Source organism: Bacteroides gallinarum DSM 18171 = JCM 13658 (genome assembly GCF_000374365.1).
In the GTDB taxonomy this organism is placed as follows: Bacteria; Bacteroidota; Bacteroidia; order Bacteroidales; family Bacteroidaceae; genus Bacteroides; species Bacteroides gallinarum.
In genome coordinates, this window is the sequence record NZ_KB894115.1 from 170,147 (window position 1) to 185,006 (window position 14,860).

At 55.7% G+C, this 14,860-nt stretch carries 14 protein-coding genes; 1 reads left to right on the plus strand and 13 read right to left on the minus strand.

Going from position 1 to position 14,860, the window contains the following annotated elements; genetic code table 11:
- Positions 1 to 470 precede the first annotated feature (470 nt).
- The 7 genes from C233_RS0100780 to C233_RS0100810 form a co-directional block, all read right to left on the minus strand.
- Positions 471 to 1,826, minus strand: a complete 1,356-nt coding sequence (locus C233_RS0100780; protein ID WP_004293560.1) for a DnaB-like helicase C-terminal domain-containing protein — start codon at positions 1,824 to 1,826, stop codon at positions 471 to 473.
- Positions 1,823 to 2,440, minus strand: a complete 618-nt coding sequence (locus C233_RS0100785) for a hypothetical protein (protein ID WP_008672745.1) — start codon at positions 2,438 to 2,440, stop codon at positions 1,823 to 1,825. Before C233_RS0100785 ends, C233_RS0100780 begins: the two co-directional genes overlap by 4 nt.
- Positions 2,418 to 3,020 carry an RNA polymerase sigma factor gene (locus tag C233_RS0100790; protein WP_004322848.1) on the minus strand — a complete coding sequence of 201 codons (603 nt, stop codon included), beginning with the start codon at positions 3,018 to 3,020 and terminating at the stop codon, positions 2,418 to 2,420. The genes C233_RS0100785 and C233_RS0100790 overlap by 23 nt, the downstream gene beginning before the upstream one ends.
- A gap of 144 nt (positions 3,021 to 3,164) precedes the next feature.
- Entirely contained in the window at positions 3,165 to 3,650 is a 486-nt protein-coding gene (locus C233_RS0100795; protein WP_004293563.1) for a crossover junction endodeoxyribonuclease RuvC, read from the minus strand.
- Positions 3,625 to 5,949, minus strand: coding sequence for a hypothetical protein (locus tag C233_RS0100800; protein WP_004293564.1), 2,325 nt, complete (start codon positions 5,947 to 5,949; stop codon positions 3,625 to 3,627). The genes C233_RS0100795 and C233_RS0100800 overlap by 26 nt, the downstream gene beginning before the upstream one ends.
- Positions 5,937 to 7,004, minus strand: a complete 1,068-nt coding sequence (locus C233_RS0100805) for a metallophosphoesterase family protein (RefSeq protein ID WP_004293565.1) — start codon at positions 7,002 to 7,004, stop codon at positions 5,937 to 5,939. Before C233_RS0100805 ends, C233_RS0100800 begins: the two co-directional genes overlap by 13 nt.
- A gap of 74 nt (positions 7,005 to 7,078) precedes the next feature.
- Complete coding sequence (locus C233_RS0100810; RefSeq protein WP_004293566.1) at positions 7,079 to 8,338, minus strand: hypothetical protein; 1,260 nt, start codon at positions 8,336 to 8,338, stop codon at positions 7,079 to 7,081.
- Between the two features lie 14 nt (positions 8,339 to 8,352).
- Here C233_RS0100810 and C233_RS24365 point away from each other — a divergent pair, with 14 nt between their 5' ends.
- A complete protein-coding gene (locus tag C233_RS24365; RefSeq protein WP_008672739.1) occupies positions 8,353 to 8,511 on the plus strand; it encodes a hypothetical protein in 159 nt (52 codons plus the stop codon).
- Between the two features lie 108 nt (positions 8,512 to 8,619).
- On the opposite strand, the gene C233_RS0100815 is transcribed toward C233_RS24365, so the two are convergent.
- The 6 genes from C233_RS0100815 to C233_RS0100840 form a co-directional block, all read right to left on the minus strand.
- Entirely contained in the window at positions 8,620 to 9,114 is a 495-nt protein-coding gene (locus tag C233_RS0100815; protein ID WP_017140885.1) for a hypothetical protein, read from the minus strand.
- 114 nt (positions 9,115 to 9,228) lie between these two features.
- Positions 9,229 to 11,811 (minus strand): hypothetical protein, encoded by a 2,583-nt coding sequence (locus C233_RS0100820; protein WP_004293569.1) that lies wholly within the window; start codon positions 11,809 to 11,811, stop codon positions 9,229 to 9,231.
- Entirely contained in the window at positions 11,808 to 12,374 is a 567-nt protein-coding gene (locus C233_RS0100825; RefSeq protein WP_008860779.1) for a hypothetical protein, read from the minus strand. The genes C233_RS0100820 and C233_RS0100825 overlap by 4 nt, the downstream gene beginning before the upstream one ends.
- Positions 12,364 to 13,257, minus strand: a complete 894-nt coding sequence (locus C233_RS0100830) for a hypothetical protein (protein ID WP_008860780.1) — start codon at positions 13,255 to 13,257, stop codon at positions 12,364 to 12,366. The genes C233_RS0100825 and C233_RS0100830 overlap by 11 nt, the downstream gene beginning before the upstream one ends.
- The gene (locus C233_RS0100835) at positions 13,254 to 14,186 is read right to left on the minus strand and encodes a hypothetical protein (protein WP_018665656.1); all 933 of its coding nucleotides are present in this window, start codon (positions 14,184 to 14,186) and stop codon (positions 13,254 to 13,256) included. The genes C233_RS0100830 and C233_RS0100835 overlap by 4 nt, the downstream gene beginning before the upstream one ends.
- Positions 14,179 to 14,859: a hypothetical protein gene (locus C233_RS0100840; protein WP_026314685.1), complete on the minus strand. Its 681-nt coding sequence runs from the start codon at positions 14,857 to 14,859 to the stop codon at positions 14,179 to 14,181. Before C233_RS0100840 ends, C233_RS0100835 begins: the two co-directional genes overlap by 8 nt.
- Position 14,860 lies beyond the last annotated feature (1 nt).

Genomic DNA, 14,860 nt, shown 5'->3' on the forward strand with positions numbered 1-14,860 from the left:
ATCGATAAAACAATATATAAATAAGGAGATTGATAATCAGCATTGGCTGATTATCAGGTGTAGAGATGTACTTTTCTAAAATGATCACTCTCTACATAAAAAAAGCGTATTTTTTGTGCAGTACAATAAACATACTGAATGAAAAGTATCGTTTTCCAATTACTACAAATAACGGATTTGTATTTGCGAGGTCATTCGAACTTTCCTCGAACAAAGGTCGTATGATATCTCGAACGCCAAGACCCGTGAGCGGAAACTGAAAGTCTTGGAGGCGGCAGAGGAATTGAAATGTGAAAACCTGCTGTTGATAACATGGGGAACGGACGATATGGCGGAATACAAAGGGCATACAATAAAAATCGTATCTGTCCGGAATTGGTTTTACGCATGTAAGCTGCCATATATTCTCAACATTCCAGTCGTTACAAGTCAAAAAGCCACCGACACGCCGCATCCGGATCGATGGCTTTTTATTCCCTGTTCAGATTCAGTGTCCTCTGCCCGTCATAGAACACCTCATTGTCGTAGTCGGTGGCAATCCTGATAGTGTCTCCTTTCTTGAAGAACCGGCTTTTGGCCACGTGCAGGCGCATAACGTTCTCCTTTCTTTCAGCCGATGACTGGTTGAGCGAAACAAGGTGCGTGCACGGGCGGGCCAGACCTTTGGCCTCCGAACAGTTGTACTCGGTCAGCACGTTCCGCTCGTCATTCAGCCACTCCCGGTCTTCGATGGTAGACTGGTAAGTCACCACCATCCATACCTTTTCGTCCGCCGCCAGGTCCTTCAGGTCATTAGCCACCGCGATACGCTTCGCCCGTTCATGGTCGGCTCCCCATGAACGGCGGTTGGCATCCGTCAGCAAGTCCATCGAATCCACAATCACGATGTCCGGATTATATCCTTTGAGCTTCCTGTATTCCGAAATGCCGTTCTTGATGTCGAGTGTCGAGACCTGGGCATTGAAACGCGGGTAACTGCGCACCGTGATGCTTCCGGCATACGAGGCGACCAGTTTTTCCAGATGTCTCATCTCCGTATCCGAAATCTTTCCCCGCTCGTAATAGTAGGCGTTCCTGGAAATCAGTCCGCCGGAATAGGCGTTCAACGCCTCTTCTTCCGAACCTTCCAGCTGGAAATGCAGCACATGCAGCCCGTCATCGATGTCCGCCCTGACACCGATCCATTTGGCGATGTGCGACTTTCCCACGCCTGTGCTGGCCAGGAAACAGGTCAGCTGACCTCGCAGGTTACGTCCGGCATTGAGCGCATCCAGATACGGGATGTAGAAGCGGGACACACGAGGGGCGGCCGAGCGTTCCTCTTCCTCCTCGCGCCGGCGGTTCCTCTCGAAACGCTCCTTGAAAGTCGCGGCCACATCGACGAACGAGGAACTCTTCAGCGTGAACCCTGCCAGCCACTCGGCATATTCCCGAAGAGTCTTCTCCGCCTTGTCCTGTTTGTTCTCGTTATACAGTTTCCCGACCTCCGCATAGACCGACTGCAACCGGACCCCCTTGATGTAGGACTCCAGCATGTCGGTCATCACCTCGGCACTCTGTCCCTCGTCATACTCCCGGAAAGTGTCTATCAGCTCGATGGCGTCGTAATCCTCATGGAAGGTCTGTGCCAGCACGGCATACGACGGCGGTGTCTTGTATGTCTTGAAGTGTACGGCTATCGCCTCCTGTACCTGCTGGAACGAACGGTCCGGCAGGTATTCCTTACGCATATGCCGGGCTAGGACAGCACACAACGGTTCCTGTCTGAGCGCCGTGGCATAGAGTTCATACAGGAACTCGGCACTGAGCGGATTGACGGCACTCATGGCTTCGCCTCCTTTTTCCGCCACGCCTCACAGCGGATACGGTACAGTTCCGGATAGCGCGCCTGTGTCCTTCTGCGGCATGGCTCCGCTTTCGCACATTTTGAGCATGACGGGGAGAAAGGCGTCCACATCAGCGTGGAGAGCGCACAGACGAGATATCCCGCTTCGGTGGAGAGCAGTCGCCGCTTGGTCGTCTCCTCGTATTCCGGATAAATAAAACGCCCGAACGGATGGCTGCGGCGGTCTTCCACTGCCCGCGCCAAATCATGCCGTGACAGCCCGAAACTCTTCAGCCACCGGTCCTCCCGGTAGCGGCGTTCCTTTCCCGAGCGGAGATAGCGGCCGATGGCTTTCTTTCCGAATGAATGGGAGACGTTCCATTTCCTGCGATACGCGGTATCATATCCGGAAATGGCATATGTCTGGCAGATACAGAAGTCGGACAGGCGTTCCGCACTGACGGAGACGACCTCCCGGCACAAGCCGTCGAAACACATCCCGAGCTGCCTGTCCGACTTGCCGCCGGTAGGGAACACAAAATCCGCCCACACCGTGGTGCGGACCAGCCGTGTAAAGAGCCTCCGGCATCCGTCAATCCATTCTTTTCTCTCCATCGCGTGTCAATAGTTTGCGCAGCTGCGTCTTGGCTAGGAAGATGCGGCTTTTTACCGTTTCTACGTTCCTGGTCTGCAAAGTACCGTTGTTATAGGTGATTTCCATGATTTCCCCGAGTTTGTAACCAGCCTGCTGCAAGAGCAGGGCTTCCCGGTAAATCGGTTTGAGCCGGTCCAGTGCCCAGAGGATGTCATCGTTATAGAACTCGCGGTAGTTGTCCATCCCCATGCTGTTTCCCGACGGTTCGTCCTCATCCGACAGCGAAGAGGATATTTCCGAAATGTCGATATTGTCGTCCGGGGGCATGCGGTTCCTGTTGCGGTTGTTCAGGTCCGCCACAAGCCGTTTGGTCACGGCATAGATCCAGGTCTTTACCGGACGGGCCGGGTCATAACTGTCCATATACTTGAAGAAGTTGGCCAACGCCTCGAGGTAGTTGTCCTCGATGTCCTCCTGGTTATAGGTATATTTGATACAAATGCTGTATATCAGATTCTTGTGCGGCATCACATATTTTCTGAGAAGTTCCGCCCTCTGTCTCGCGGATTCGTCTTCAGGCTGGAGAACCGCAATAAACACATCTTTCTTTTCCACGTTTCCACTGACTGAAAAGGTTGATAATGAATCTCATGTCCTAATCTGTCAGCTACCGTGAGCGTCAATTGAAAAAACGGGCGGCAGCATTACCGCCGCCCGGAAAAAATCCAAACCGTTGTCGGCTTGTCACAGCCTGTGCCTGCGGATGTAATAGTAGAAGAGGTGGCAGGCATCCGCCGCATTGTCATCCACCGGGACAATACCGTATCTGTCCTTGCAGGCCGCGACCATCTGCGTCTTGGTGGCGTGTCCGTCTCCCGTCGCCCATTTCTTGAGGACAGCCGGGTTGACGAACTCCGGTTCCGGGATATCCAGTTCATCGCACACTTCGAGCAGGATACCCCTGAGTTCCGAGAGCCGCCGCATGTCGTAGAAATGGCGGTTCACGCTCACATCCTCGGCCACGACGCGGCGGATGCCGTAACGACGGAGCAGCGAGAGCAGCGTAGTCCTGAAAGCGCCGTGCATCTTGTTGCCGTTGCGCCGTTTGCTTTCGGTGAAGTTCCATGTCCCGGCCTCATGCAGGGAGAAGTATCCGGTATGCGTGGCGATGTCCAGCGCCAGTACCTGCTCCCGGGTCAGTACGCTATTCTCCGAGTCTCGATTCGCCATTCTCTTTCACGATTACCAGTTTATGCGGATAGCCTTCAGCCACATTCCCGTGCGAGACTACCAGCACGGTACCGCCGAGCGAGTTCAGCGCCTCGAACATGGAGGCCAGCCCCGCTTCATCGACCGCCTCGAGTATCTCGTCCAGCACGAGCAGATCCAGTCCCTTGTCCCCGTCGCAGTTGCTGTTCACGAGTTTCTGCATGGCAAGGATGGTCGCCAAATTCACACGGGCGGCTTCGCCTGCCGAAAACTTGCCGAACGAGCCGCAGTCCATGCCGTCGCGCAGCAGTGAGATGGAGATTTTCTCCCTTACCTTACCACTCTTGAGGACGGTATACCCGTCGAAGCGGATACGGATGTCGCTGCCGATGTCTTGCAGGAACTCGTTGGTGATACGGCTGAGCGCCTCGATTTTCGTGTTGGCCAGATAGGTCTTGAACTGCACGAACCGTTCCCGCTGTATCTCCAGGGCACGGACCCGGGCATCGACGGCCGTCTTGCGCCCTGCCGCCTCGTTGGACTTCCCGCGCGTTTCACGGAGAGTGTCCTTGAGCGATTGTATGAGGTCGGGTGAAGCCGCCTCATCCAGCTCCCGGATCGTGGCCTGCAAAGTGTCGATGGCGCAGGCCGCAGCCTGTATATCTTCCTTGCCTACCCGTATGCCGCGGTTCAGTGCGGCATTGCGCTCGTCTATGAATCCGAACACCTCGTCGAATACCTTGCGGCGGACACCTTCGATTTCACTTTGCAGGGCGGTAATTTCGGAAGCGATGCGTTTATGCCCGCTTTCCACCTCTTCCACGTGGCGGGTGGCATTCCTGATGGCCCGTTCGTGCCCGGCCAGCTGCTCCTCCCATCCGGTGCGTCTGCCTTCCAATATCCGGCGCTCATGGTTCAGCCGGTTCTGCTGCAACTCCACGGCATCCGTCTCCTCCTGCTTCTCATCGATACGGCCGTTGATTTCCGTGAGCTGCCGTTGACGGAGCTTCAGTTCCTTCATGCCGGCCTCGATGTCGAACTGTGGTTCTGCCACCAGAAACTCATGCCCGCAGAAAGGACAGGTGATGGAGCCGGCCAGTTTGTTCGAGAGGCCGTCAATACCGGCAGAAACGATACGCCGTTTATGACGCAGTTCCTCGATGCTGCCGGACAGGTCGCGCAGACGGATGTCGATTTCCCGCAGTCTCTCCGCAGTCGTATCGGACTGATCCCTGTATGCCTCACAGAATGCGGCATACTCCTTCTTGAACTGTTCCCAGCCGTCAGTCCTGTTTTTCAGTTCCTGTTCCGCCTGCTTCAAGACGGCATCGCAATCCTTCAGCCGCTCTGTGGCGGTCTGTAACCGTCCTTTCTTTTCGGCAATGACCTTGTCCCAGTCCGTCTGCCGGGCATCGGGAAAGAGGGACATCATTTCCGCTATCTTTTCCAGACATGCTTCCAATGCGGTATCTCCGGCTTCCAGTTCCTGCAAAGCCTCGTCCGCCCGCTGCACTCCGGCAAGCTGTTCCTCAAGCCTGTCCACGTTCTCGTGCCCGGTACGGATCTGCTCCCTCTTGGCCGCTATGGCCGTTTCCAGTCCCATGATACGTTCCACACGGGTACGCCCCCGCTCGGCTCCGGCTTCCTCCTCCTTGCGTATCTGCTCCTGTAACATCCCGATACGCCCGTCCAACCCGGCCAGTTCCAGTTCCACCTGCCGTTTCTTTTCAGAGAGCGGCACGATGTCTTCCTCCACTTTGGCGATGGCTTCATCCACCAGGATACCGTTGGAAAAGCGGTTGATGACCTCTTTCTTCTCCTTGTCCGATGACGAGAGGAAATCCTCATACCGGTATTTGGAAAGGATGAAATTGTTGAGCAGCTCGTCGCGTGTGATACCCAGTTTGTCAAGAATATACCGGTTATAGGCATCCACCGAAGGCTGTACCGCTTCATCGGTTACCACCTGCTTGCCGCCACGGTAAAGCGTACAGCTGACAGAGGAAGCCCCCTTGCGCGGGATACGGCGGTTGACGAGCAGTTCCTCGGCGGCGGAATCGTTGATGAAACGCAAAGCGATACGGCATTCTTCCGCTGCATCGTTGATAATCTCCTCCGAGCGTATCTTTCTAAGCGGGCTGCCCGTGATACCCACGGCAATGCATTCCAACAGGGCAGACTTGCCGGCCCCGTTCGACTGCTGGGACTCATTGTCCCGGTTATCGCCGAAAATCAATGTCGTCACGCCTTGCCGCAGCATGTAGGACAGCGAACGGAAGGCGCAGAGATTTTCGGCTTCTATCGTCTTTAATTTCCACATGATCTGTTTTCTATTCTAGATAAATACTCCAATCCCATCGACACATCCTCGATCTGTTTCTCCCGGCAGAAGTCCTCGTAGGTTTCCCGGATGCGGCGGCTGTCGAATTTCTCGAAGAGCGAAGAGGATACCGCCTCCGGCAGCTGCTCGTCATCGGCAACCAGTTCTACCTTCGCCGCTCCGGCTTCCAGCAAGGCGGCTTTGTCCACCGATTTCATCGCGGCGGCAGGTGCATGGACACGCACCTTGACCTTGTAGCGACCATCGGCCTCCATTTCACGCAGCTCGTCCATCAGGTGCAACCCGGCACGTTCCGCCGGCATATCCATGACACGGTACCGCATGTTCACGCGGTTCTTGACAAACTCGTACGTGCCGTCCGTATACAGCACCGTGTATCCTTTCTCCTCGTCCTCCCCGAAGTTATGCTGGCGCGAGGAACCGATATATTCGATTCCCGTCCCCGGAATGACGGTACGGTTGTGGTAATGGCCGACAAAGACCTTGTCGAAAGGAGAGAATATCCTGGCAGGCAGTTCCTTTTCCGAAGGCTGTGCCAATGCCCCGTTGATACCCTCATGGATGTAGAGGAAGTGCTCCGGTTCTCCGGAAAGCGCTTCCGCAGCCAATCGTCCGAGCCTTTCGGCAAAAGAGCCGTCTTCCGGAAAATAGCTCATTACATGGAGCGCGAACTTCCATTCCGGGCGGCACAGGGTCAGGTACTCATCCACGACAGTCACATTCGGATGCCGGTCGAAGACATGACAATATCCGCGCAGGGATTCCTGGTTCACCTTGTCGTGGTTCCCTTCCGCCAGCGTGACATGAATGTCATGGTCCGCGGCGGATACAAGCATATCCCTGACGGCCAGCAGGACATCGAGTGTCTGGGCGGCACGGGAAAAGAACAGGTCTCCTCCGACAACCACTTCCCGGATATCCCGTTCCCTGCAAATTCCCATGGCCTCCTGCCAGTTGGCCTGGAATGCAGGGATGTTGTCTTTCGAGATGTGGATGTCATTCAATAACAAAAGGCAGGGTTTGTTCTCTTTCATACTAAGTGATTGTGATTAGGACGGGAGGCCCGGATGCCTCCCGTCGGATTAGAATTCAAGAACTTGTGAAAGGCTTATCTGCGGTGGCGGGGACGCCCGGCACGCTCTTCCGTTTCCTCCGGCTGCTCTTCTTCCTCCCCGGGGACATCCTCCGGTTCGTCACTGGGCTTCGGACCCTCCATCTCGCTTTCGATCAGGTCGAGTAGTTCCCGGTTGCTCGTGGAGCGTGTGACACGCACGGAGAGCCCTTCCTGCTCGATGTAGCCGCGGATCATCGCACGCAGCTCCTGGCCTTCCTCGGTCTTCTCACCGAGTTCCTGCCGCTGAAGCTCGTCATAACGTTCGAAAAGGTCGTCCAGCGAGATGCCTCCGCCTTCACGCCCGTTTTCTCTGTTATCTTTCGTACGGCGGTCGAACGAGAACGCGGATATATCCTCCTTGGGCAGTTCACCGTCCAGCGTGTCGATGACCGTCTTCATTTCATCCGTCTCCATGAGCGACATGCCGTAGATACCGTCGCACTGTTTGAGGAACTCGACGGTGGCTCCCAGATGATAACGGGTGTAGCGGTAGATGATTTCCGGGATACGCGGCGCACCCATCAGGGCGGTCAGCTCCTCCTTGGTCAACGGTACCGGTTCCGATTCGTTGTCAATGGAAATGACATACTCGGTCTTGGCTCCGTTCTTGCGCTTTTCAATCTCCACCGGATAGGCGTCATACACCGAGGAAATCGGGCACGGGTAAGACGGATTCTTGGCCAGTTTCTTGCTCCACAGCTTGAACTTCCTCTCATCCAGATCCTTGAACTGGGCATGGGAAAGGGTCATCATCTGCACGCCTTTGGCTCGTTCACCCAGGTCGAATACATAGAGACAGTGGCCGTAACTGTATTTCAGACCGCCTCCGAACGAGCCCCCGGCAATCTTTTCCGCCAGTTTGTCGTCCCCGTCCTCTTTTGCGGCTTCGACGGCCATGCGGCGGTAAGTCTCGATGGGATCAACGCTATATCCGGCATCGGTAGCGCGGGTGACAGTGACATACATCTTCTGGGGCTTGTTCCCCGTAGCGGGTTTCTCCAGCTCCAGAAGCAGCTGGTGGACGGGATACTCATAGCCCGGACGTGTCGGCGAGCCGTCCGGATTGGGAGCGATGGGCAGGATACGGAGACGGTAAGTCCCGAACTTGTCCATGCGGAAGAACTCCGTACGGGCGAACGCCCTGTTCTCCTCCTGGGCACGCAACTGTGCCTCCTGATAAGATTCCTGAACGCCGAGGAACATTTCCTCGACAGACATGCCTTCCATGCCGTTGTTCTTTTCTTCTTCTTGCATAAACGCTTTGTTTTATGGATTTAAAAATGCCCGAAGAATGCGACACGGTATACCCGCATCGCAAAGAAACTGGTAACAGGACGGACGGGTTCGGTTGCACCGTCCGCGTTCAACTGATAAAATTGGGAGAGGATGTCTCGCTGACCGTATCCCGAAAGAGGATACTCATTTGACAATATGGAAAGGTCTTGCAGCGACCGTGGAATACAAAATTAGGCAAATTACCCGGAACAGCCATACATGTACATGAATGTTTCTCACCGGCATTGTCCTTCAGCGCATTACCGTTTCATTTTAAGAATGCTTTTAATCTCTCCGAGCAGTCTGTCGCCGCCCGGCGCGTTCCGCGCTTCGGCAAGCAGCCTCCTGCGGTTCCGGCGGATATACTCTTCTCTCTTGCGGCGGCATATGCCTTCATAGTAGGCTTTGCGCTCCGGCGTGAGCCGTTTCCCGCGCCGGCAATAGACCCCGTCCCGGCGGTACTCGTCCAGGTAGCGGCGGAACTTCGCCTTGCCGCAGGAAGGGTCTTTCGATGCCTCCGCCACCGACCGTATGACCTGCCAGTCCGGCTCGAAGGGCTGCTGCGTGGCGCATAACCTGCGGAGCAGATGATAGACTACCGGCATCTCATACCGGAGCATGAAGCCTATCCGTGTCTCGTCGAAAGGAAAGCGCTTAAGCGTCCCCTGCGGTCTTCCGTCTTCTCGCTTTCGGGGCTTCTGCTGCCGGGGAGACGGTTTCTTCTGCGGCTGCCGCCTGATTTTCTTCTGTTTCATGATGTTGCGGTTGAATGGTTTGCTGTACGGTTTCACGGACGGGAACGTTCCTGCGCTCCGCAATCCTCCGGCGGCTTTCAATATCGCCGTTTACATTGAGTTTATGTTTCATGACTATACAAAATAGGTGAAGTTGAGTTCTACATTGACATTGTACATACCGCGCTCGTAAAGCTGTATCCTGCGCGAACCGCCGTAGATGGTGAACGAGGAGCCCCGGTTGTACTTGTGGTCATCGTTCCAGTCAGCGGCGCTGCAGCGCACGCTGTATCTCGGGGGCTGTATCTTGTTCGGGATGACGGCAACGATGCCGCCCCAGTTGCTGCCGTCCCTGCGTGCGGTATTGATATACCCCTGTATGGACACGATATTCCCGATCTGGCGGATAAACAGCCCCTGGGTATCTGTTCCCGAGCCGCTGTTCTCCATGTGCATCCATCCCGTATCCGCCAGCAGGGGCTGGTATTCTTCCGCATAGGCGGCTCCGATAGCGCGGCAGGCCTGCCGTTTCGCCTCCGCTGTCGGCAAGGACAGGTCGGAAAGTTTGCCGTCCTTGCGCAGGTAGTCCTTGACGATTTCGTCTTTGGACAGCACGTCCAACTTGTTCCGCAGGAGCTGCCGGGCTTCCATGGGGGATTTTCCTTGCCCGGTCAAAAAGTCGATGTAATCCTGGAACAGGTTTTCAAGCGCGGCGAAGCGGGCGTCCGCCCCGGCCTTGGTATACAGGTTCAGGTTGGTGGCGATGGTATCCTTTTCGGAAGCGTTGTAGCCGCCCATCAGCCGCTCCGCCTTTTTCTTGAGTTCCCTGACAACCTGCGAGGTCATCACGTATCCCTCGACCTGCGCGTGCGAAATGCCGCCTTCATCTATGTAGGCGAACGAACCGGTCTTGATTTCCAGCAGTTTGTCCCTGAGTTCGGGTGTGAAGACAATGCCCTCGTAAGCGGAGTCAGTCCCGAGCTTGCCGTCCATCATCCGGTCTATCTCGGCCGTGGAATAGACTTCGAGGTTCTTGCGTGCCTTGCCCTTGTCCGGAAGGTCGGACAGGTTCGAGGTCTTGGCCAGTTTCAGCTCCCCGGTACCTTTCTTTTCGGCATCGAGGGTATCCCTGACGGCCGCCTGCCGCTTTGCTTTCAGTTCGGCGGCTTCCTCTGCCGTCAGCCCGCTGATCTCGTCCGCCGTCAGGCGCACCAGCTCCTTCAATCCTTCGGAGATTTCCAGAAATACCTCCCCGGCTTCCGCTTTGGAATAGACATCGATATTCTTCCGGGCGGCAGCCTTGTCCATGACATCGGAAAGGTTCCCGTCGGCGGAGAGTTTCATTTTCAAAGCCGCCGCGACGGTTCCCGATGTGACATAACCTTCGCCGCCCTCCGTCAGTTCTCCGGTAGTGATAGCCGCCAGTTTCTTCCTGTATTCGGTCGTGAAGTCTTCGGTAGAGAGCTGTTTGCCTTCTACCACATCCACTTTCTTTCCCATCGCCTCCGTAAAGGCCCTGACGGTCACATAGGTGTCGGACACGGATTTTCCGTTGATTTTAAGCGTACCGAGCACATCCACCGCTCCCAAAGGGGCAAGCACGATGTCGCCCAGAGCGTTCCTCAGCGCAAAACGGAAACTGTCAGCGGTGTCGAAGCCGACGGTGGCGAGCAGCGCGGCGGCACTGTCGCGCCAGGTAATCAGGTTTGTCAGCCTGGCATTGTCTTTCGTATAGGCGGTATTCTGAATATCGATACCCCGTCCGGTGCTTTGCAGGGAGAGCAGTCCGCCGACCTGCAGGGTGGCGGTACGCCCGATGACTTTCAAAACAGGTGTGGTGCAGGCTTTTCCGTCATGCACGGCAAAGTCACGGTATTTTGTTCCGCCGCCCTCCGTGCCGTGGTAATTGATACGGATACAACCCTCATCCGTCACATCCGAGGTGTTATAGATGTCGTATCCCTTGATGCGGACAGCCCCGATCCGGGCGTTTTCATTCAGCGAAGTACCGCAGGATATGCCGTCTTCCGTAACCCTGGCCAGTTCCTTGCCTTGTTTCATGAAACTGAACGTGCCGTCCGTCCGGATGACAATCTCGTTGACAAGCAGACCGTGCAGGTAGGCACCGATGGCGGCATGGCCGTCCGCCTTGACGATGCCTTTGAGCATGTAGCCGTTCCCGCCGCTGACGGAGACGGCGGTCTTGGAGCTGATTTCTTTCTGCCCGGTGAACGTTCCGGCCAGCACCAGATCCTTCTTGACGGTCTGCCGGGCAAAAGGTGTATCGAGCAGGACAGCATAGCGGCCGAAGAACTTGTCGATGAACCGGGGTGCATAGCTCTCCGTCACCTCGATGGCCGCCGGCAGTTTGTCAGTAACCGGATCGACCGTATCCGGGACAGCCTTGGCTCCGGCACAGAGATAACAGGTACGCCCGCGCTTGTTGACCTCATTGGCGTAGACCACCGATTCATGCCGGTTGATTTCGTATATATAATAGGGATAGACAGCATCGGCGCAGCCGTCGAAACGGCGTACCTTTCCGCCGAGCCAGACATAACCCGGGGAGACGCGGGGACCCTCGATCTCGCATCCGGAGATGATGAAGTCCGAGCAGCCGTCAAAAACGGCACTCATGCTGAGAGCCAGTTCCTGCAAGTTCAGGATATCGTCCGAGTAGGTATACCGTCCGCCGGTTTCCGCAATATATTCTTTCATTGTCCTGTATTCTTATTGGGGGTGTATTCGTCTTCGTCGATCTTGATCAGGTAGGTCTTGCCTGCTGTCTTATAGGTGTTCACCACATAGGAAAGCATATAGACCAGTTCCCGCGGAGGTATGGTGACGGGCGGGACGCAGACCATGAAGCTGACCTTGTTGATCAGCTTCTCTTCCGCCAGCAGGTAGAACGGACGGGGGCGTTCCGCCTCATTGTCCGTTGTAACCTGTTCCCCGTTGTACCATACGGTGAAAGGACGCTGGTATTCCGCCCCTTCGTGGTACAGGTCCACACCGACACTCGTGCTGTCCTTGATGAAGATGCGGTCCTTGCCGTCCTTGATGTATTTACCGAACCGGTAGTTCAGGAACCACTCGAAATAGATGACCTGTGAGGTCATGCGCGCCTCGATGTGCCGTTCCCTCGTGAAACTGCGGAACCACTCGTTGGTGCGTTGCAGCGGGTAGAGGCAGCTCTGCACGAACAGGATGAATTTCCGTCCCGACAGATAGTGCGGGACAAGGCGGTTTACGGTGCGGTCTATGGATAACTTATACCTCATGGTTTTCTATTTTCAGGATGATGGCCTCACGGAAGTTGGGCAGGCCGGCCTCCTCGTCCTTGCCGGATGATTCTTTCAGGTATCCCGATGCGGTATGGGTCATGCGGGCGACACGCTGCGGGGGCCGGATATGGCCGTCGGTATCGTGGCTGGCTATGAAGATTCCCTGTTCGGGTACCGCATTCTCGTCAATATGGACATCGGTCACATGTTCCGCACGACGTACGGCATCCGTCAGACGGGAGACATAGACGGCGGCATCGAAGTCGATTTCCATCATATAGGCGTTCAGCTGCTCCTCGATGGCGTCATATACCTCGGATTCAGGTACGGCCCCGTCATGGAAGACCGTCAGGCGCGGTATCAGCACATCGCCCTTGGTGGAGATGACCTCCACCCGTGTTCCGGCAAACTTCAACTTGCCGATATAGGCATTGATGGGTACCAGGTCTTCAGGCGGTATGGCGGAAAGGTTGCCTTTCGTGCCGGTAGCTACTTTCAGGATCAGCTTGCTGTCCAGGTTCCGGTCATCGGTACTCTCCACATACGATACCTGTGTGATGATGCGTTTGGTTTCGTCGACATTCGGATAGCCGAACGCCAGCCCGTCTTCCCGCACCGTCAGTTCGTCTCCCTGCTGGTACTGCAGCAGGGCGTTGGCATAATAGGCAGGCGTACCGTTGATACGCCCGTTGATGGCTTCGGAAATATCCACCGCGAAGACATCCAGCAGGGTCTCGAAACTGTATATGGCTGCCGCCACTACCCACAGGATGCCGTTCATGACGGACAGTTTGGAGTCGCTGGCAAACTCTGCCAGCTCCAGCCTCCGGTTGCGTTCCGCAACGGCCTCGTTGTATATTTCCTTGATCGTACGGCTCATTCCACTGTATAAGTTTTATTGTCGATGATAAACTCCCAGGCTCCGCCCTCGTTCCAGCTCTCCTCATGCAGGATGACCCATATGGCCTCCATACCCGATATGATACGGTAGCGTCCGGTCGTTTCGTCCCGGTCCGGCTCCCTGTAAGTCCCCGTCGGGGAAACAGGCAGTGTCATCCGGCAGTTACGCCGGTTGCCGTAGCATTCCACGATAGCCATCAGGTATTTGTCCAATACGGTCGGTTTGATTCGCACCTCCGACAGGTCGAGTTCCATCAGACCACGGCATTCGATGAGCGGCAAGAGGTCGGATACCATGCTTCCGGACAGGTCTATCCGGTAAGTGCCCGACAAAATCCGGAAACCGTCCAGTGCAAGCGTGCACCCCCGGAGCGTCAGTTCTTCCACATGCAGCTCACGGAGAAGGATGACGGACGAAGGGGTCATGCCGCTCCAGTCGATATGGCGGAACGAGGCATCGGCAAACCATCGGATTTTGCGCTTGTGGCGCACACGGCTGTCGAACGTATGGTGTAGCGTGTACGGTATATGGCCGAGAATGACGGTTTCCGCTGCACTATCATCGCCCCAGTCGATTTCCAACGTTCCCGTTCCGGAAACCTCGCACTGCACGGACACAAGTGCCGCTGACAACGAAAAAACGGCCGTCTGCGGGCAAGTGAAATGTTTGGGATAGACATGTCGTTCACCGTTGGAGGGTACAATGCCGTGCATCTCGTTATAGGCGACCACATCGGCATTGATGATGAATCCGTCGGTATAGGTCAATTCCTGCCCGGTGCGGAGTTCCGTTTCCAGTGAAAGACCCGGATTGTTGATAAGCAGGTCCACAATCCCTTCGATGCTCCCGTACAGATGCAGGGCGACATCATAGATATTTTGTCCGGTGATGACTCGGTAATTACCCATGGTTGTCCTCCTTCTCCTCGGTTTCCAGCAACAGTTCTCCCGTTGCCGAGTCTATATAGGCGTTCTTGATGACGACCTTGTCCGCACCAAACTCCGCCTGCAGTTTGGCAGCCAGACCGTTGTTCTCCATGTTGGAGTGCAGGAAGTCTATCAGCCCCACACCGGTAGTCGGATGCTGGTAGAGATTGCCGGCCACGGCCTTGAGCAGGAATGTCCCGTTCTGCATCTTGGAGGCTCCGATCCCGAAGTCCGTCTCCTCGCCGCTGTAGACAACCAGGCAGTCTTCCCTGATCAGCAGGTTATAGAGGCCGTCTTCATTCAAGGCATAGAGCGAAGGCAGGGTCACCGCCTGCCTCGTCCCGTCACCATATTCCTGCATGACAGGAAACCAGCATTTGCTGGTGGCTGCGCAACGCACATATTCCACGCCGCCGGACCCGCTTTCCATGGCAATCCGTACCGTCAATAACCGGTTGTCGGGCGTATAGGGAATACGGATATGAATACCTTTTGCATCGCTATACGATGAGAGGAAGTCCGCCGGTACGGTTATCTCCCCGTGGCGGAAGTCCGCATTGTCGGCATCTTCCACGCTGTCAAGCAGGCGGAAGTTATGGAAAGTCTTTCCGGCAACCCGTCCGGACATTTCCACTTCCCCGTATTCGGCATCCATT